Origin of the sequence: Kitasatospora sp. NPDC101155 (assembly GCF_044768305.1) — a bacterium.
Lineage (GTDB): Bacteria > Actinomycetota > Actinomycetes > Streptomycetales > Streptomycetaceae > Kitasatospora.
In genome coordinates this window covers 68993-87664 of the sequence record NZ_JBIWPN010000012.1, presented here as the reverse complement: position 1 = coordinate 87664, position 18672 = coordinate 68993, and the positions used below count along the sequence as shown (strand labels likewise).

Annotated in this window: 19 protein-coding genes; 17 read left to right on the top strand and 2 right to left on the bottom strand. The window is 71.8% G+C overall.

The genetic code is table 11. The features are described 5' to 3' along the window. Positions 1–18 precede the first annotated feature (18 nt). Positions 19–579 carry an HIT family protein gene (locus ACIRYZ_RS19885; RefSeq protein ID WP_387625009.1) on the top strand — a complete coding sequence of 187 codons (561 nt, stop codon included), beginning with the start codon at positions 19–21 and terminating at the stop codon, positions 577–579. Between the two features lie 67 nt (positions 580–646). On the opposite strand, the gene ACIRYZ_RS19880 is transcribed toward ACIRYZ_RS19885, so the two are convergent. Next, positions 647–2293, bottom strand: coding sequence for a hypothetical protein (locus ACIRYZ_RS19880; RefSeq protein ID WP_402945871.1), 1647 nt, complete (start codon positions 2291–2293; stop codon positions 647–649). 198 nt (positions 2294–2491) lie between these two features. Here ACIRYZ_RS19880 and ACIRYZ_RS19875 point away from each other — a divergent pair, with 198 nt between their 5' ends. Beyond that, positions 2492–2941: a thiol-disulfide oxidoreductase DCC family protein gene (locus ACIRYZ_RS19875; RefSeq protein ID WP_402945869.1), complete on the top strand. Its 450-nt coding sequence runs from the start codon at positions 2492–2494 to the stop codon at positions 2939–2941. Here the strand turns inward: ACIRYZ_RS19875 and ACIRYZ_RS19870 are convergent. Then, on the bottom strand, positions 2929–4977 hold the full coding sequence (locus ACIRYZ_RS19870; protein ID WP_402945867.1) for an elongation factor G-like protein EF-G2: 2049 nt from the start codon (positions 4975–4977) through the stop codon (positions 2929–2931). The genes ACIRYZ_RS19875 and ACIRYZ_RS19870 overlap by 13 nt on opposite strands. Before the next feature lie 243 nt (positions 4978–5220). Between ACIRYZ_RS19870 and pgsA the strand changes: the two genes are divergently transcribed. The 15 genes from pgsA (at position 5221) to ACIRYZ_RS19795 (ending at position 18596) form a co-directional block, all read left to right on the top strand. Then, positions 5221–5868, top strand: a complete 648-nt coding sequence (pgsA, locus tag ACIRYZ_RS19865) for a phosphatidylinositol phosphate synthase (protein ID WP_224278759.1) — start codon at positions 5221–5223, stop codon at positions 5866–5868. Positions 5869–5884: 16 nt separating this feature from the next. Beyond that, positions 5885–6847, top strand: a complete 963-nt coding sequence (locus ACIRYZ_RS19860) for a phosphatidylinositol mannoside acyltransferase (protein WP_402945866.1) — start codon at positions 5885–5887, stop codon at positions 6845–6847. Between the two features lie 41 nt (positions 6848–6888). Then, positions 6889–8073 carry a glycosyltransferase family 4 protein gene (locus ACIRYZ_RS19855; RefSeq protein WP_402945864.1) on the top strand — a complete coding sequence of 395 codons (1185 nt, stop codon included), beginning with the start codon at positions 6889–6891 and terminating at the stop codon, positions 8071–8073. 122 nt (positions 8074–8195) lie between these two features. Beyond that, a complete protein-coding gene (locus ACIRYZ_RS19850) occupies positions 8196–8564 on the top strand; it encodes a 5-carboxymethyl-2-hydroxymuconate Delta-isomerase (RefSeq protein WP_402945862.1) in 369 nt (122 codons plus the stop codon). A gap of 29 nt (positions 8565–8593) precedes the next feature. Continuing rightward, positions 8594–9139: a hypothetical protein gene (locus tag ACIRYZ_RS19845; RefSeq protein ID WP_380612086.1), complete on the top strand. Its 546-nt coding sequence runs from the start codon at positions 8594–8596 to the stop codon at positions 9137–9139. Between the two features lie 128 nt (positions 9140–9267). Continuing rightward, positions 9268–10179, top strand: coding sequence for a pyridoxal 5'-phosphate synthase lyase subunit PdxS (pdxS, locus tag ACIRYZ_RS19840; RefSeq protein ID WP_380612087.1), 912 nt, complete (start codon positions 9268–9270; stop codon positions 10177–10179). 105 nt (positions 10180–10284) lie between these two features. Continuing rightward, complete coding sequence (gene pdxT / locus ACIRYZ_RS19835; protein ID WP_402945860.1) at positions 10285–10902, top strand: pyridoxal 5'-phosphate synthase glutaminase subunit PdxT; 618 nt, start codon at positions 10285–10287, stop codon at positions 10900–10902. Positions 10903–10992: 90 nt separating this feature from the next. Next, on the top strand, positions 10993–11751 hold the full coding sequence (locus ACIRYZ_RS19830; RefSeq protein ID WP_393031491.1) for a YebC/PmpR family DNA-binding transcriptional regulator: 759 nt from the start codon (positions 10993–10995) through the stop codon (positions 11749–11751). A 145-nt stretch (positions 11752–11896) separates the two neighbouring features. Continuing rightward, positions 11897–12469 carry a crossover junction endodeoxyribonuclease RuvC gene (ruvC, locus tag ACIRYZ_RS19825; protein ID WP_402946067.1) on the top strand — a complete coding sequence of 191 codons (573 nt, stop codon included), beginning with the start codon at positions 11897–11899 and terminating at the stop codon, positions 12467–12469. Further along, positions 12466–13077 (top strand): Holliday junction branch migration protein RuvA, encoded by a 612-nt coding sequence (gene ruvA, locus ACIRYZ_RS19820; RefSeq protein ID WP_380612090.1) that lies wholly within the window; start codon positions 12466–12468, stop codon positions 13075–13077. Before ruvC ends, ruvA begins: the two co-directional genes overlap by 4 nt. 56 nt (positions 13078–13133) lie before the next feature. Beyond that, the gene (gene ruvB / locus ACIRYZ_RS19815; protein ID WP_402945857.1) at positions 13134–14219 is read left to right on the top strand and encodes a Holliday junction branch migration DNA helicase RuvB; all 1086 of its coding nucleotides are present in this window, start codon (positions 13134–13136) and stop codon (positions 14217–14219) included. Positions 14220–14481: 262 nt separating this feature from the next. Then, on the top strand, positions 14482–14889 hold the full coding sequence (gene yajC, locus ACIRYZ_RS19810) for a preprotein translocase subunit YajC (protein WP_402945855.1): 408 nt from the start codon (positions 14482–14484) through the stop codon (positions 14887–14889). A gap of 147 nt (positions 14890–15036) precedes the next feature. Continuing rightward, positions 15037–16917 carry a protein translocase subunit SecD gene (gene secD / locus ACIRYZ_RS19805; protein ID WP_402945854.1) on the top strand — a complete coding sequence of 627 codons (1881 nt, stop codon included), beginning with the start codon at positions 15037–15039 and terminating at the stop codon, positions 16915–16917. Between the two features lie 4 nt (positions 16918–16921). After that, positions 16922–18019, top strand: coding sequence for a protein translocase subunit SecF (secF, locus tag ACIRYZ_RS19800; protein WP_402945852.1), 1098 nt, complete (start codon positions 16922–16924; stop codon positions 18017–18019). Positions 18020–18044: 25 nt separating this feature from the next. After that, positions 18045–18596, top strand: coding sequence for an adenine phosphoribosyltransferase (locus tag ACIRYZ_RS19795; protein ID WP_402945850.1), 552 nt, complete (start codon positions 18045–18047; stop codon positions 18594–18596). The last annotated feature ends 76 nt before the right edge of the window (positions 18597–18672 follow it).

Here is an 18672-nt window from a genome sequence, read left to right as displayed (position 1 = left end):
AAGCACCGTTGGGCGAATATGCTGATCAGCATGACGACTGAGCCGGAACTGCAGCGGGGCGTCGGTGAGCCGGACGGCTTCCGCCGCCTGTGGACCCCCCATCGGATGGCGTACATCCAGGGTGAGAACAAGCCCACCGGCCCGGCTCCGGACGACGGTTGTCCGTTCTGCTCGATCCCGTCGCTGAGCGACGAGGACGGGCTCGTCATCGCCCGGGGGAGCTCCGTGTTCGCGGTGCTGAACCTGTACCCGTACAACGGCGGGCACCTGATGGTGGTCCCGTACCGGCACGTGGCCGACTACACCGACCTGGACGAGGCGGAGACGGCCGAGCTGGCCGACTTCACCAAGAAGGCGATGACCGCGCTGCGGGCGGCCTCCGGGGCGCACGGGTTCAACATCGGGATGAACCAGGGCGCGGCGGCCGGGGCCGGGATCGCGGCGCACCTGCACCAGCACGTGGTGCCGCGCTGGGGCGGCGACACCAACTTCATGCCGGTGGTCGGCCACACCAAGGTGCTGCCGCAACTGCTGGCGGACACCCGCAAGATGCTGGCCGAGGCCTGGCCGCAGGGCTGATCCGGACGTACGAAAGGGGGCCTGTCACCGAGGAGTTCGGTGGCAGGCCCCCTTTCGTACGTCCGGATCAGTCGGCGTTGAACTCGTCGACCTTGTACGGGCGGCCGCCCTGCGCCTCGGACTTGATGATCGAGGTGCGGTTCTTGAAGAAGCGGTCCGCGTCCAGGTCGTGCTCCTGGAGGAACTCCAGCGTCGCGGTGTGCACCGCGTTGAGCACCGGGACGGACGCGTTGAGCGCGTTGTCGACCATGGAGCGGTTGTTCCAGGCGGTGGCGACCCAGGAGTGCCGCAGTCCGAAGGGCTCGGGCAGGCCGAGGCCGCCGCCGAGCCAGCCGAGCAGGCCGGGCATCCGGTGGAAGGGGGCGCGGACGGCCTGGCGGACCACCTCGTCGTTGTCGATCAGGGGGAGTTTGACGGTGCGCTCCTCCCAGAACTTCACCGTCTTGGCGATCGTCTTCTCCTTGTCCTTCGGCTTGTCGAAGAAGACGCCCTTGACCGGGCCGAGCGCGTAGCCGGCCACCGAGATGCTCAGCACGTTGGCCAGCAGGGTCACCGTGACGGTGAAGGTGATGACCAGCTTGCCGTCGTGGGTGATGAACTGGGTGGCCAGGTAGTGCCGGGGGCCGCCGGGGAAGGTCTGCTTGTCGGCGATGCTCTGCACGGCGAAGTCGCGCATCCGGTCGCCGTCCATGTCGGCGTTGCCGGGGCGGTTGATCTCGTCGGCGCCCTCGCTGATGTCGAAGACCACCCACTGCTTGATGTTGACGTTGGGGATGCCGCTGTTGGCGACGTGGCTGACGCCGAGGCCCTTGAGGTGGGCGGAGATCCGGCGGACCAGGTCCCAGGGGTGGAAGGCGCGGAAGTCGGCGTGGCCCTCGGCGGGGTGCAGGGTGTCGGCCAGGCGCCACTCGCCCCAGCGGCGGCCGGCGCCGAGGATGCCCTTCGGGCCGGCGTAGTGGTGGACGTTGGTCTCCTGCTCGGCGTCCAGGCGGCCGAGCTTGTCGCGCAGGTCGTTGGCCTTCTTGTCCAGGTCGTCGCGGGGGACGGCCTTGGCCACGGTGGCGGCGACCGCGCTGCCCTCGACCAGGTCCTGCCAGCGGGTGCGCAGGTCCTTGGCGAAGCGCTCGACGATCCGGCGGGCCAGGTACCAGCCGATCACCGGGGCGAGCATGGTGATCCGCAGGTAGACGCCCAGGACGCCGGCGGCCGGGGGGCGCAGTGCGAGCAGGATCGCGAGGGCGGCGGCCGCGATCAGCGCGAGGCCGCCGTAGACGTCGGCGCCGCGGGTGTTGTCCCGCTTGAGCCAGGCGCGCAGCTGGAAGGCGCCGAGCCAGATCAGGGTGCCGGGCAGGAAGAGCAGGCCGGTGACGACGGTGACGGTGCTGAGCTGCCGGTCGCGGGCGTTGCGCAGTTCCTCCGCGGCCAGGCAGTGTTCGACGACCTGCCGGGTGTCGACGCCGAAGGAGGGGACGAGGGGCTTGCGGTCGCCGTCGAGGGCGCGGGAGATCAGCGCCCTGCTGAAGGCCTCGCCGAGGTTGGGGCGGAAGAGGGCGAAGCGGCCCTTCTTCTCCTTGGCGTCGGTGACGTCCTCGACGAACTTGCCGATCTCGCCGTCCCGGTAGGCGGCTGAGGAGAGCGCCTGGGTGACGGCGGTCTGCGGGCCGGCGTCGGTCCGGGGTATCTGCGCACCCGGGGTCATGTCGAGTGTGGTCACGGTGGCGTCCCCTCCTCCCCTTGTCAGCGGCAGGTTACCGTGCGGTGGCACCCCCGCGCGGATGATCGTCTGAAGTTCCGTCACGAACCGTCACGATCGAGCCGCACCCGGCCTGAGAGGCATGATGCCCAGCTTCGGCCCGGTCGATACCCACCTGAACCGGCCGTGTCGGGGTGGAGGAGGATGGAGGGCGAAGGCGTGACGAAGGGGGTTGTGGTGAAGGATCCGGTGCTGGTCTTCGACGGGGACTGCGCGTTCTGCTCGTCCTGCGTGCGGTGGGGGGAGACGTACCTGCGACAGACGCTGGCCTCGGGGGGCTGGGAGGCGGTGCCGTTCCAGTTCGCGGAGCTGTCGGAGCTGGACGCGCTCGCGGGTGGCCTGGGCGAGGTGTCGGCCGAGCGGGCCGAGCGCGAGGTGCTGTGGGTGACGCCGGCGGGCCGGGTGTACGGGGGCGCGCAGGCGGTGGCGCGGCTGTTGATGCGCTCCGGGGGCGCGTGGGCGTACCTGGGGGCGGTGTTGACCCTCGCGCCGGTGCGTCCGGTGGCGGCCCTGGCGTACCGCTGGGTGTCGCGCAACCGGCACCGGATGCCGGGGGGTACGGCGGCGTGCGCGCTGCCGCGGCGTACCGGGGCCGCTCAGTCGGTGTAGCGCTCGGCCAGGGCGGTGGGCATGGGTTCGTGGCGCAGGTAGGCGCGGGAGAACTCGGCGGTGCCGTGGGTGAGTGAGCGCAGGTCGACCGGGTAGCGGGCGAGTTCGAGTTCGGGGACCTCGGCGCGCAGCAGGGTGAGGTTCGGCCCGCCCGTCTCCGTGCCGAGGACCCGGCCGCGGCGGGCGGAGAGGTCGCCGAGGACGGCGCCCAGGTACTCGTCGGGCAGCAGGACGCTGACGGCGGCGACGGGTTCGAGCAGCCGGATGACGGCGTGCTCGGCGGCGTCGCGCAGGGCGAGGGCGGCGGCGTTCTGGAAGGAGGCGTCGGAGGAGTCGACGGAGTGCGCCTTGCCGTCGGTGAGGGTGACCCGGACGTCGACGAGCGGGTGGCCGGTGGCGACGCCCTTGGCGAGTTGGGCGCGGATGCCCTTCTCGACGGAGGGGATGAAGTGCTTGGGGACGGCGCCGCCGACGACGTGCTCCTGGAACTCGAAGCCGGAGCCGGCCGGCAGGGGTTCGACCTCCAGGTCGCAGATGGCGTACTGGCCGTGGCCGCCGGACTGTTTGACCAGGCGGCCGTGGCCGGCGGCGGCGGTGCCGAAGGTCTCGCGCAGGGCGACCTTGGGCTCGACGGTGTCGACGTGGACGCCGTGGCGGGTGCGCAGCCGGTCGAGGACGACCTCGGCGTGGGCCTCGCCGGTGCACCAGAGGACCAGCTGGTGGGTGTCGGGGTTCTGTTCCAGGCGTAGGGCCGGGTCCTCGGCGGTGAGCCGGGTGAGGGCCTGGGAGAGCTTGTCGTCGTCGGCCTTGCTGTGCGCCTCGACGGCGATGGGCAGCAGGGGTTCGGGGAGGGTCCAGCCGTCGAGTTCGACGGGGTGGCCGGGCTCGTGGACGGTGTCGCCGGCGCGGGCGGTGGTGAGTTTGGCGGCGCAGACGAGGTCGCCCGCGATGGCGTGCGGGACGGGCCGCTGGAGTTTGCCGAAGGGGCTGGTGAGGCCGGTGACGCGCTCGTCGCCGTTCTGGTCGGCGGTGTGGGCGGGGCCGACCAGGTGGATCCTGGTGTCGGGGCGCAGGATGCCGGCGTACACGCGCAGCAGGCTGATCCGGCCGACGTAGGCGTCGCCGGTGACGCGGATGACCTGGGCGGCGAGCGGGGCGTCGGGGTCGCAGTCGGGGGCGGGGCGGGTGCGTTCGGTGGGGTCGGGGAAGGTGTGGGCGATCAGGTCGAGGAGTTCGGCGGCGCCGAGGCCGTTCTCGCTGGTGGGGACGGCGGGGTGGAGGGTGCAGGCGAGGACTTCGCGGCGCAGGCCGGCTTCCAGGGAGTCGGTGTCGAGGGTGTCACCGGAGAGGTAGCGCTCCATGAGGGCGTCGTCCTGGCCGGAGATGGCCTCGACGAGGCTGTCGTGGGCGGGGCCGGTGTCGGGGAGCGGGGCGGCGTCGCCGTAGGTGTCGCCGGTGAGCAGGTCCACGCTGCCGTCGGGGTGTCCGTCGTGGAGGACGGGCAGGAAGAGCGGGCGCAGGGTGTCCGGGCCGAGTCCGAAGGCGTCGTGGCAGGCGGTGAGGATGTCGTCGAAGCCGGTGCGGGCGAGGTCGAGTTTGGCGACGGCGATGGCGCGCGGGATGCCTTCGGCGGCGCACTCGCGCCAGAGCGCGCGGGTGGGGGCGGTGACCGGGTCGGTGGCGGAGACGACGAAGACGGCGGCGTCGGCGGCGTGCAGGGCGGCCCGCAGGTCGGCGGCGAAGTCGGGGTGGCCGGGCGGGTCGATCAGGTTGATCTTGACGCCCTTCCATTCGAGCGGGAGCAGCGAGAGCTGGACGGAGCGCTGCTGCTGGTGCTCGATCTCCTCGTAGTCGGACGCGGTGGTGCCGTCGGTGACGCGTCCGGCCCGCCCGGTGGCGCCGGCGGCGAGGGCGAGGGATTCGGCGAGGGTGGTCTTGCCCACACCGCTGGAGCCGATGAGGACGACGTTGCGCAGGTCCCGGGGGCCGGTGACGGCGGGCGCCTGACCGGCTCGTGCCGTGCTGCGGTCGGGCATCGGGGTCTCCTCCCGTAGCGCCGAGGCTGTCTTTGGCAGTCTAGGGTCGGGTGTCGCGTCGGCGCGTGTCGTGTGACCGTCCGTGTGTGGGCCGTGGCCGGTGTGCCGTCCGGCGGTGCGTGCGCCAGAGCGTGTCCCCGGCGTGGCTACGATGGGTGCGCCGGGCGGACTCATTCGTCCGGCCGTCTGCTGCGCACGCTGCGCCAGGCGGGTACCTGGGAGATCGGAGCGGCTGGGAAGGCCATGCTCAACAAATACGCGCGTGCCTTCTTCACACGTGTTCTGACCCCGTTCGCCGCGTTCCTGATCCGGCTGGGCGTGAGCCCGGACGCCGTGACGCTGATCGGTACCGCCGGATCGGTGGCCGGTGCACTGGTGTTCTTCCCGCGTGGGGAGTTCTTCTGGGGCACCATCACGATCACGCTGTTCATCTTCTCGGACCTGGTGGACGGGAACATGGCCCGTCAGCTGGGTCGGAGCACCAAGTGGGGGGCGTTCCTGGACTCCACGCTGGACCGGGTCGCGGACGCGGCGATCTTCGGCGGTCTGGCGATGTGGTACGCGGGCAAGGGCGACAACAACCTGCTGTGCGCGGTGGCGATCTTCTGCCTGGCCAGCGGCCTGGTGGTGTCGTACACCAAGGCACGGGCGGAGAGCCAGGGCCTGCCGTGCGACGTGTCGGGGCTGGTGGAGCGGGCCGAGCGGCTGGTGGCCAGCCTGGTGGCGGCCGGTGTCGCGGGTCTGCACAAGTTCGGGGTGCCGTACGTAGAGTGGCTGCTGCCGGTGGCGCTGTGGCTGGTGGCGGCGGGCAGCCTGGTGACGGTGTTCCAGCGGATGCTGACCGTGCGCCGGGAGGCGTTCGAGGCCGACCGAGCGGCGGCCGGGAGCTGATGGGGGGCGTCCTGCGGTGACGGACCGACTGGTGTACTGGGCGTACGCGCTGGGGTGGGCGGTGCTGAAGCACCTGCCGGAGCCGGTGGCGCGGGGCCTGTTCGACCGGCTGGCGGACTACGCGTGGCGCCGGCGCGGCAAGCGGGTGCTCCAGCTGGAGGCCAACCTGCGCCGGGTCCGTCCGGAGCTGGACGAGGCCGCGCTGCGGTCGCTGTCGCGGGCCGGGATGCGCTCGTACCTGCGGTACTGGATGGAGTCCTTCCGGCTGCCGGTGTGGAGCCGGGTCAGGGTCGCCCGGGACGTCCAGGTGGAGGGCTTCGACTACCTGCGCGGGGTGCTGGATTCCGGGCGCGGCGCGGTGATAGCCCTGCCGCACATGGGCAACTGGGACCTGGCGGGCACCTGGGTGGCGCAGCAGGGCTACCCGTTCACCACCGTCGCCGAGCGGCTGAAGCCGGAGCGGCTGTTCGACCGGTTCGTCGCGTTCCGGGAGGGCCAGGGCATGGAGGTCCTGGCGCTGACCGGCAGCGGCATGAACGTGATCGGCACGCTGGCGCGGCGGCTGCGCGAGGGCCGGCTGGTCTGCCTGGTGGGGGACCGGGACCTCTCGGAGGCGGGCATCGAGGTGTCCTTCTTCGGGGAGGCGACCCGGATGCCGGCCGGGCCGGCGGCGCTGTGCCAGCGGACCGGGGCGGCGCTGCTGCCGGTGACGCTCTGGTACGACGGTCCGGTGCTGCGGGGGCGGATCCACGCCGAGGTCGTGGCGCCCGAGGAGGGCGACCGCAGGGCGCGGACCCTGGCGATGACCCAGGCGATGGCGGACGTGTGGGAGCGGGGCATCCGGGAGTACCCGCAGGACTGGCACATGCTGCAGAAGCTCTGGCTGGCCGACCTGCCGGTCCGTGAGACGGTGAAGGGGTCGCCCGCGGTGCGCGCGGAGGCGGCGCCGGAGCCCGCGGCCGAGGCCTCCGGGTCCTGAGCCCGCCCCGTACGACCTGTCCGAAGGAGCTTGAGGAACCCGTGAAGATCGGCATCGTCTGCCCGTACGACTGGGACGTCCCCGGCGGGGTGCAGTTCCACATCCGGGACCTGGCCGAGCACCTGATCCGGCTGGGCCACCAGGTGTCGGTGCTGGCGCCGGCCGAGGACGACGGGGCGCTGCCGCCGTACGTGGTCTCGGCCGGGCGGGCGGTGGCGGTGCCGTACAACGGGTCGGTGGCGCGGCTGAGCTTCGGCATCCTGTCGGCGGCGCGGGTGCGGCGGTGGCTGCGCGAGGGCCGCTTCGACATCCTGCACGTGCACGAGCCGGCCTCGCCGAGCCTGTCGATGCTGGCCGCCTGGTCGGCCACCGGGCCGATGGTGGGCACCTTCCACACCTCGAACCCGCGCTCCCGGGCGATGATCGCGGCCTCGCCGATCCTGCAGCCTGGCCTGGAGAAGATGCGGGCCCGGATCGCGGTGTCGGAGTACGCCCGGCGCACCCTGGTGGAGCACCTGGGCGGGGACGCGGTGGTGATCCCGAACGGCGTGGACGTCGGCTTCTTCGCGGACGCCGAGCCGGACGGGCGCTGGACGGGCAACGCGGCCGCGGGGGAGCCGGGCACGATCGGCTTCATCGGCCGGATCAACGAGCCGCGCAAGGGCCTGCCGACGCTGCTGGCGGCGCTGCCGAGGATCCTGGCCGAGCGGCCCGGGGTGCGGTTGCTGGTCGCGGGCAAGGGGGACGAGGAGGAGGCCGTCGCCGGCCTGGCGCCCGAGGTCCGCGAGCAGGTGGAGTTCCTCGGGATGGTGTCCGACCGGGAGAAGGCCCGGCTGCTGCGCAGCGTGGACCTGTACGTGGCGCCGAACACCGGCGGGGAGAGCTTCGGGATCATCCTGGTCGAGGCGATGTCGGCGGGCGCGCCGGTGCTGGCCAGCGACCTGGACGCGTTCAAGCAGGTGCTGGACGGCGGGGACGCCGGGGAGCTGTTCCCGGTGGAGGACGCGGACGCGCTGGCCCGTACGGCGCTGCGGCTGCTGGGCGACCCGGCGCGGCTGGAGGAACTGCGCAAGGCGGCCTCGCGGCACGTGCGGCGGTTCGACTGGTCGACGGTGGGCGCGGACATCCTGGCGGTGTACGAGACCGTGACGGCCGGGGAGGCGGCGGTGGTCGAGGAGGACGTGCGCAGCGGGCGGCGCGGCCGGTTCGGCCTGGCCAGGGACTGATCGGCGGGCCGGTCGACGGGGGTGCTCGGCGGGCCGGTCGGTGGTGGTGGGCCCGCGGGGCGGCCGGATGTTCGTGGCGTTAGGGTCGGGCGACCGCACCACCGCGATTCATGGGGGCAACGATGCCGCAGATCTCCGTCGACTACTCCGCCAACCTGGCCCACAGCTTCGACCGGGTGTCGCTCGGTGTGGCGATCAACCGGCTCGCGGAGGAGACCATCGACGCGAAGCCGGGGTCGTGCAAGACGGTGTTCCGCCAGAGCGAGCTGCTCGTCGTGGGGACGTCCAGGATCCCGCACGACGGGCAGGTCTTCGTCGAGTTCCAGATCTTCCCCGGTCGCACGCCGGAGGCGAAGGCGGCGCTGAGCGAGGGCGTCCTGGCGCTGCTGGCCGAGCACCTGAAGCCGAAGCCCGGGGTGCGGCTGTTCACCGCGGTGAACATCACGGACATCGACCGGGAGAGCTACCGCAGCGCGACCGCCCAGGGGTGAGCCGGTGACACCCGGTAACGTAGCGGCCCGTGACTACCTGGATCTGGGCCGGCGTGGCCGTGGTGCTGTTCGGCATGTACCTGAGTTGGACGGCCGGGCGCTTGGACCGGCTGCACGCCCGGATCGACGCCGCGCGGGCGGCGCTGGACGCGCAGCTGGTCCGGCGGGCCTCGGTGGCGATGGAGCTGGCGACATCCTCGCTGCTGGACCCGGCGGCCTCGCTGCTGCTGCTGGACGCGGCGCACGCGGCGCGGCAGGCCGACGACGAGCAGCGCGAGGTGGCGGAGAGCCAGCTGAGCCTGGCGCTGCGGGCGGTGTTCGAGGAGCCGGAGCAGGTGGCGGCGCTGATGGCCGAGCCGGGCGGCGAGGACGCCGTTCGTGATCTGACGGCTGCGGTGCGCCGGGTGCCGATGGCCCGCCGGTTCCACAACGACGCGGTGCGGGCGGCGCGGGCGGTGCGCGAGCACCGGCTGGTGCGCTACTTCCGGTTGGCGGGGAAGGCGCCGTTCCCGCTGGCCTTCGAGATGGACGACGCCCCGCCGCCCGCGCTCACGCCCGAGGGGGCGCCTGCTTAGGCTGTCCCCGGATACGGCCCGTTTGTCGCATCCCGTCGTCCGGGCTGGACTGGGTGGCACATGGATGGGCCACCCGTTCCGCCTACCATAGGGCGATAGCACTGGTTCATCTTCGAGTGAGGTCTCACGTGTCCACCACCCCCACCACCGCAGACCAGCCGCAGATCGGTACCGCCCGGGTCAAGCGCGGCATGGCCGAGCAGCTCAAGGGCGGTGTGATCATGGATGTGGTCAACGCCGAGCAGGCGAAGATCGCCGAGGACGCCGGCGCGGTGGCCGTCATGGCCCTGGAGCGGGTTCCGGCCGACATCCGCAAGGACGGCGGCGTGGCCCGCATGTCCGACCCGAACATGATCGAGGAGATCATCAACGCGGTCTCCATCCCGGTGATGGCCAAGTCCCGCATCGGCCACTTCGTCGAGGCCCAGGTCCTGCAGTCGCTCGGTGTCGACTACATCGACGAGTCCGAGGTGCTGACCCCGGCCGACGAGGTCAACCACTCCGACAAGTGGGCCTTCACCACCCCCTTCGTCTGCGGCGCCACCAACCTGGGCGAGGCCCTGCGCCGCATCGCCGAGGGCGCGGCCATGATCCGCTCGAAGGGTGAGGCCGGCACCGGCAACGTCGTCGAGGCCGTCCGCCACCTGCGCCAGATCAAGAACGAGATCGGCCAGCTGCGCGCCCTGGACCACAACGAGCTGTACGCCGCCGCCAAGGAGCTGCGCGCCCCGTACGAGCTGGTCAAGGAGGTCGCCGAGCTCGGCAAGCTGCCGGTGGTGCTGTTCTCCGCCGGTGGCGTGGCCACCCCGGCCGACGCCGCGCTGATGCGCCAGCTGGGCGCCGAGGGCGTCTTCGTCGGCTCCGGCATCTTCAAGTCGGGTGACCCGGCCAAGCGCGCCGCCGCCATCGTGAAGGCCACCACCTTCTACGACGACCCGAAGATCATCGCGGACGCCTCCCGCAACCTGGGCGAGGCCATGGTCGGCATCAACTGCGACACCCTGCCGGAGACCGAGCGCTACGCCAACCGCGGCTGGTAATCGCCCCGCCCACCCGTAGATCGGCTCAGGCCCGCCGCGGCGCCCCGGCGCGCGGCGGGCCGTGCCGCGTATTTCCGTAGTGACGATCGATTGAGGTTGAAGACCGTGAGCACTCCAGTCATCGGCGTCCTCGCCCTGCAGGGCGACGTCCGCGAGCACCTGGTGGCGCTGGCCGAGGCCGACGCGCTCGCCCGTCCGGTGCGCCGTGCCGAGGAGCTGGCCGAGGTCGACGCGCTGGTGATCCCCGGCGGGGAGTCCACCACCATGTCCAAGCTGGCGCTGCTGTTCGGCGTGATGGACCCGGTGCGCGAGCGGGTCGCCGCCGGGATGCCGGTGTACGGCACCTGCGCGGGCATGATCATGCTGGCCGACAAGATCCTCGACGGTCGGGAGGACCAGGAGACCGTCGGCGGCATCGACATGACGGTGCGCCGCAACGCCTTCGGCCGCCAGAACGAGTCCTTCGAGTCCGGGATCGCCTTCAAGGGCATGGACGACGTGCCGGTGCACGGAGTCTTCATCCGCGCCCCCTGGGTCGAGGCGGTCGGCGCGGGTGTCGAGGTGCTGGCCGAGCTGCCAGCCGCGGACGGTCCGGAGGCCCGGATCGTGGCCGTGCGCCAGGGCAACCTGCTGGCCACCTCCTTCCACCCGGAGCTCACCGGCGACCACCGCGTGCACGCCTACTTCGTGCGGATGGTCGAGGAGCACCTCGCCGCCCGATAGGGCACCCGTAGCCGTGTGCGTCTTACCGGTGACGACACCGGTAAGATCTCATCTGTTTCATTTCCATTTGGCGACGTAAAGGAGCTGGCGATGTCCGGCCACTCTAAGTGGGCTACCACCAAGCACAAGAAGGCCGTGATCGACGCCAAGCGCGGCAAGCTCTTCGCCAAGATGATCAAGAACATCGAGGTGGCGGCGCGCACCGGCGGTCCCGACCCGGCGGGCAACCCGACCCTCTACGACGCCATCCAGAAGGCGAAGAAGAGCTCGGTCCCGATCGACAACATCAACCGCGCCGTCAAGCGCGGTGGCGGTCTGGAGGCCGGCGGTGCCGACTACCAGACCATCATGTACGAGGGCTACGGCCCGAACGGTGTCGCCGTCCTGATCGAGTGCCTCACCGACAACCGCAACCGCGCCGCCTCCGACGTGCGCGTGGCGATGACCCGCAACGGCGGCTCGATGGCCGACCCGGGTTCGGTCTCGTACCTGTTCACCCGCAAGGGTGTCGTGATCGTCCCCAAGGCCGACGGCGTGGACGAGGACAAGCTGTTCGAGGTCGTCCTCGACCAGGAGCCGGAGGAGATCAACGACCTCGGCGACTCCTTCGAGATCGTCTCCGAGGCCGCCAAGATGGTCGCCGTGCGCACCGCGCTGGTCGACGCCGGCGTCGACTACGACTCGGCCGAGGCCAACTTCCTCCCGAGCATGCAGGTCGAGCTGGACGTCGACGGCGCCCGCAAGATCCTCAAGCTGATCGACGCGCTCGAGGACAGCGACGACGTGCAGAACGTCTTCGCCAACTTCGACATCTCCGACGAGGTCGGCGCGCAGCTCGACGCCGAGTAACGGCACCGAGCGATCGTTCTCACTGCCCGGCCCGGTGGTCCCAGGACCGCCGGGCCGGTGTCGTCGGCGGGGCTGTCGGACCCGGACGGTAGCCTTCGCGCAGGTCCTTCGGCGAGTGGTGAGTCACAGAGAGGCGGGGCGTGACGTGCGGGTGCTGGGTGTGGACCCGGGGCTGACCAGGTGCGGGGTCGGCGTGGTCGAGGGTGCGCCGGGCCGGCCGCTGCGGATGGTCGGGGTGGGCGTGGTGCGCACGCCCGCCGATGCCGAGATCGGGCAGCGGCTGCTGCTGGTCGAGCAGGGGATCGAGGGTTGGCTGGACGAGCACCGGCCCGATCTGGTGGCCGTCGAGCGGGTCTTCGCCCAGCACAACGTCCGGACCGTGATGGGGACGGCCCAGGCCAGCGCGGTCGCGATGCTCTGCGCCACCCGGCGCGGCATCCCCGTCACCCTGCACACCCCCAGCGAGGTCAAGGCCGCCGTCACCGGCTCGGGTCGGGCGGACAAGGCGCAGGTCACGGCCATGGTGCAGCGGCTGCTGCGGCTGGACGCCCCGCCCAAGCCCGCCGACGCGGCCGACGCGCTGGCGCTGGCCATCTGCCACATCTGGCGCGGCGGGGCGACCAACCGCCTGGAGGCCGCGGTCAACGCCGCCCGCTCCACCTCGCGCTCCGTGCTTCTGAAAGCCCCCTCTACTTCTGTGAAAGGCAGGCTTCGGTGATCGCCTTCGTCCAGGGCCCCGTGGCGGCCATCTCCTCCGGCGTCGCGGTGGTCGAGGTCGGCGGGGTCGGCATGGCCGTGCAGTGCACCCCGAACACCCTGGCCGGCCTGCGGCTGGGCGAGCCGGCCCGGCTGGCGACCTCGCTGGTGGTCCGCGAGGACTCGCTCACCCTGTTCGGCTTCGCGGACGACGACGAGCGCTCGGTGTTCGAGATCCTGCAGGCCGCGCCGGGCGTCGGCCCCAAGCTGGCGCAGGCCATCCTCGGCGTGCACAGCCCGGACGCGCTGCGCGCCGCGGTCGCGGGTGGGGACGAGAAGGCGCTGGTCGCCGTGCCGGGCATCGGCAAGGCGAAGGCGGCCAAGCTGCTGCTGGAGTACAAGGACAAGCTGGGCGCGCCGCACGGTGCGGTGCCCGCCCAGAAGCCGATCGCCGCCGGCCCGGCGCCGTGGAGCGAGCAGCTGCACTCCGCGCTGACCGGCCTGGGCTACGCCCCGCGTGAGGCGGACGAGGCGGTCGCGGCGGTCACCCCGGAGGCGGAGGCGCAGCAGACGCCGGATGTGGGCGCCCTGCTCCGGCTGGCGCTGCGCGGCCTCAACCGCGCCCGCTGAATCCCCCCTGACGATCTGTCTGTTTGTCGACAACGGAGACTTTGGAGCCCGCGAGGATGTACGACTCGGAACCTGCGGACCGGCTGGTCACGGCCGCCGCCGACGGCGAGGACCAGGCGGTTGAGGCGGCGCTGCGCCCCAAGCTGCTGGACGAGTTCATCGGCCAGGAGCGGGTGCGCGAGCAGCTGTCCCTGGTGCTCCAGGCTGCCCGCAAGCGCGGCAGCGCACCCGACCACGTGCTGCTGAGCGGGCCTCCGGGGCTCGGCAAGACCACCCTGTCCATGATCATCGCCGCTGAGCTGGGCGCCCCGATCCGGATCACCTCCGGCCCGGCCATCCAGCACGCGGGGGACCTCGCGGCGATCCTCTCCTCGCTCACCGAGGGCGAGGTGCTCTTCCTCGACGAGATCCACCGGATGTCCCGGCCGGCCGAGGAGATGCTCTACATGGCGATGGAGGACTTCCGGGTCGACGTGATCGTCGGCAAGGGTCCGGGCGCCACCGCCATCCCGTTGGAGCTGCCGCCCTTCACCCTGGTCGGCGCCACCACCCGGGCCGGGCTGCTGCCACCCCCGCTGCGCGACCGCTTCGGCTTCACCGGGCACATGGAGTTCTACGCCCCGAGCGAGCTGCAGCGAGTGGTGCACCGCTCGGCCGCCCTGCTGGACGTCGAGATAGACCCGGCCGGTGCGGCCGAGATCGCCGGGCGCTCGCGCGGCACCCCGCGCATCGCCAACCGGCTGCTGCGCCGGGTCCGCGACTACGCCCAGGTGCGGCACGACGGCCAGGTCAGCGCCGAGATCGCCGCCCAGGCGCTGGACGTCTACGAGGTGGACGCCCGCGGTCTGGACCGGCTGGACCGCGCGGTGCTGGACGCGCTGCTGCGGCTGTTCGGCGGCGGGCCGGTCGGTTTGTCGACACTCGCGGTCGCCGTGGGGGAGGAGGCCGAGACGGTCGAGGAGGTGGCCGAGCCCTTCCTGGTCCGCGAGGGCCTGCTCGCCCGCACCCCGCGCGGGCGGATCGCCACCGCCGCCGCCTGGCAGCACCTCGGCCTGACTCCGCCGGTGCAGACCGCGCCGGTCCAGACCACCCGCGGTGCGGCGACCGCCCAGCCGCAGCTGTTCCCGGCGGACGGAAGTTGACCGGCATGGACTGAACGGGTGAGAGGTGTCCACCGGTTCCCGGCGCCCGGCCAGGCGCCGCAGGGCGGGGAGGAGCCAGGGGAGAAGTCCGTGGAAACTGTGCAGGCCGAGGGTCGCCACTTTCGGCGGCAGGATGCGATGCTTGGCGTTGTCCGATCAGTTCGGGGTCGCCTAGACTCCGCCGGACCGCCCCTCTCACCTGACGGGCCGACCCATACCACACAGGCCGCCGGCCGGCGGCCCGTAAAGGACCCTGGCTGCAGTGAACCTCATCATCCTTCTCCTCCCGATCATCGCGATCGTGCTCATGTTCCGGTCGCAGAAGAAGCGCCAGTCGCAGATGCAGCAGATGCAGACCGCGCTGGAGCCCGGGGCGGGGGTGCGCACCATCGGCGGCCTGTACGCCCAGGTGAAGGCGGTCAACGACGAGACCGTCGAGCTGGAGATCGCTCCCGGCGTGGTCACCCACTTCACCAAGAGCGCCATCGCGGCCGTCCTGGACCCCCAGGAGTACGACGCGATCATCAACGGTCGCCCCGGCGATGACGAGCTGCCCGAGCCCGAGGCCGAGGACGCGGACGCCGTGCCGGTCGAGGACAAGGCGCTGTCGCTCACCAAGGACAGCGCCGAGAAGGGCGATGCCGAGGGCGGGGCTCCCGCGAGCAAGTAGTACGGCCGGGCAACCCGCCCGGCCGCGCGGCGCAGTGCCGCGAGCCCACAGGACCTCAGGGCCGCAGAACCGCCATGCCCCCGTCCCGCCACGAGCCGGACGGGGGTCCGGTCGGGGAGGTGGCATGGACAGGGAGAAACGAGCAAGGTGGCAACACCCAAGTCGCGCCCGCGCGACGGCTACCCAGGGCGGGCGCTGGCCCTCATCCTGGTCGTCACCGTCGGACTGGTCGCCCTCATGTTCGGGACGGGCAACACCAAGCCCCGGCTCGGAATCGACCTCGCCGGTGGCACCAGCATCACGCTGACCGCGAAGTCGACCGACCCCAAGGCGGTCAACAAGTCCAACATGGACATCGCCGTCGGGATCATCGAGCGCCGGGTCAACGGAATGGGTGTCTCCGAGGCGGAGGTCCAGACCCAGGGCTCGGACACGATCATCGTGAACATCCCCAAGGGCGGCGACCAGCAGAACGCGGCGGACCAGGTCGGTACCACCGCGAAGCTGTTCTTCCGTCCGGTCCTGGCCGTGGCGCCCAGCGGTGTCACCCCCCCCGCGCCCACCGGCACCCCGTCCGCGCCCAGCGGCACCCCGTCCGCCGGCGCGACCGGCAGCCCGAGCGCCGCCCCCTCGGGCAGCGCCACCCCGTCGGCCACCGCCTCGGCCTCGGCGGGCGCGAGCTCCTCCGCCAGCCACGCGCCGACCGCCTCGGCGAGCGCCACCAAGCAGGGCCGCGCCGTCGGTGAGGCCCTGGCCGCCGAGGGCGCCAGCCCGTCGGCCGCCGCCACCGGCGCGAGCACCGCTCCGTCCCCGGCCGCCACCGGCTCCGCGGCCCCGGCCGCCACCGGCGCCCCGAGCGCCCAGCCCACCGCGCCGAGCGCCGCCGACCTGAGCGCCGCGATGACCCAGGGCACCGTCCCGCCGGAGCTGGCCGACGCCTTCGCGAAGCTCGACTGCACCAAGCCCGAGGTCCGCGCCACCCAGACCGGCGCCGAGGACAAGGCCATGGTGGCCTGCTCCCAGAAGGCCGAGCACGGCTACTACGAGAAGCTGGCCCTCGGCCCCGCGGCCGTGAAGGGCGCGGACATCTCCAAGGCCCAGGCGGGCCTCGACACCCAGACCGGCGGCGGCTGGCAGGTCCAGCTGCAGTTCAACGGCGCCGGCACCGACGCCTTCTCCAAGGTCACCGGCCAGCTGGCCACCCAGACCCCGCCGGCCAACCAGTTCGCCATCGTGCTGGACAACCAGGTGGTCTCGCACCCGCAGGTCAACGGCCCGATCCCGGGCGGTAGCGCGGTCATCACCGGACAGTTCTCCCAGGCCGAGGCCCAGGACCTCTCCAACGTGCTGAGCTACGGCGCCCTGCCGCTGGAGTTCACCAAGAGCGACATCACCACCGTCTCCCCGGCGCTGGGCAGTGACCAGCTCAAGGCCGGTCTGGTCGCCGGTGCGATCGGCATGCTGCTGGTCGTCGCGTACTCGCTGATCTACTACCGCGGCCTGGGCCTGGTCTCGATCGCCGGTCTGCTCGTCTCGGCGGCCCTGACCTACTCGATCATGAGCCTGCTCGGCGGCGGGATCGGCTTCGCGCTGAACCTGCCGGCGGTCTGCGGTGCGATCGTCGCGATCGGCATCACCGCTGACTCCTTCATCGTGTACTTCGAGCGCATCCGCGACGAGGTCCGCGAGGGCGCGCCGCTGCGCCCGGCGGTCCAGCGGGCCTGGCCGCGTGCCCGGCGCACCATCCTGGTCTCGGACTTCGTGTCCTTCCTCTGTGCCGCCGTGCTCTACGTGGTCTCGGTCGGCAAGGTCCAGGGCTTCGCCTTCACCCTGGGTCTGACCACCGCGCTCGACGTCGTGGTGATCTTCCTCTTCACCAAGCCGCTGATCACGCTGCTGGCCCGGCGCAAGTTCTTCTCCGAGGGTCACCCGTGGTCCGGCCTGGACCCGAAGCGGCTGGGCGCCCGCCCGCCGCTGCGCAGCAGCCGTCGCCGTAGCTCCTCCTCTGCCGCCGTGAAGGAGGCCTGACACCGTGTCACGCTTCTCCAATCTGGGCCACCGGCTCTACCAGGGCGAGGTCAGCTTCGACTTCGTCGGGCGCCGCAAGCTCTGGTACTCGATCTCCGGTGTGATCGTGCTGGTCGCGGCGATCGGCCTGGCCATGGGCCTGCACCTGGGCATCGAGTTCAAGGGCGGCTCGGTCTACACCGTGACCAAGCCCGGTCTGACCGTCTCGCAGGCGCAGGACAAGGCCGATGAGGTCGTCTCCTCGCACCCGCTGGTGCAGTCGACCGACGGCAACAAGATCCGCATCCAGGTCAGCACCGACGAGACGAAGAGCTCCGACGAGGTCCGCTCGCAGCTCGCCGAGAAGATCGGCGTGCCGCTGGACACCGTCGAGGCCCAGGTCATCGGCCCCAGCTGGGGCAAGCAGATCTCCAACAAGGCGCTCACCGGCCTGATCATCTTCATGGTCCTGGTGACGCTCTACCTGGCGATCGCCTTCGAGTGGCGGATGGCGGTGGCCGCCCTGGTCGCCCTGATCCACGACCTGCTGATCACCATCGGTGTGTACGCCCTAGTGGGCTTCGAGGTCACCCCCGGTACGGTGATCGGGTTCCTGACGATCCTCGGTTACTCGCTCTACGACACGGTCGTCGTCTTCGACACCGTGAAGGAGAACACCAAGGACCTCACCAAGCAGAACAAGCGCACCTACAGCGAGGCGGCCAACGCCGGCCTCAACCAGACCCTGGTGCGTTCGCTCAACACCACCGTGGTGGCGCTCCTGCCGGTCGCCGCGCTGCTGTTCATCGGCGGCGGCCTGCTGGGCGCCGGCACCCTGAACGACATCTCGCTCGCGCTGTTCATCGGCCTCGCGGCCGGTGCCTACTCCTCGATCTGCGTCGCCACCCCGCTGCTGGCGCAGCTCAAGGAGGAGCAGCCGGAGATGAAGGCCCTGCGCAAGCGGGTCCTGCAGCACCGGGCCGCGGCCGCCAAGGCCGAAGGCTCGGACGCGGCGTCGACGGACGAGGGTGCGGACGGGGACCAGCCCGCGGGTATGGTCGGTCAGCGCGGTCGGGCGGCCGGTGCCGCGCGGCCCAAGGGCCGTCCGTCCACCAAGCGCTGATTACCCAGACCCTAAGGACACCACCGTGACCACCGCCGACATCACCCTGGCCGAGCTGCTGAACAGCCGGATACGGGACGTCCCGGACTACCCGAAGCCGGGTGTGCTGTTCAAGGACATCGCACCGCTGCTCGCCGACGCCGAGGCCTACGGTGCCCTGACCCGGGCGCTGGCCGACCGGGCGAAGGAGCTCGGGGCGACCAAGGTGGTGGGTCTGGAGGCGCGCGGCTTCGTGCTGGCGGCCCCGGCGGCCTTCGCGGCCGGACTGGGCTTCGTGCCGATCCGCAAGCAGGGCAAGCTGCCCGGCGACGTGTTCCGGCGCTCGTACGAGCTGGAGTACGGCTCGGCGACGCTGGAGGTGCAGTGCGACGCCTTCGAGCCCGGTGAGAAGGTGCTGGTGGTGGACGACGTGCTGGCCACCGGCGGCACCATAGGCGCCTCGCTGGAGCTGGTGAAGGAGGCCGGCGCCGAGCTGGCGGGCGTCGTGGTGCTGATGGAGTTGGGCTTCCTGGACGGCCGCGAGCGGCTGGCCGGGCACCTGAACGGCGCCCCGCTGGAGACGCTGGTCACGGTCTGAGGGACGGGCTCGGCGACGGGCTGAAGGGACGGCGGTCGGATCATCCGACCGCCGTCCTTGCGTTGACGGGCCCGGC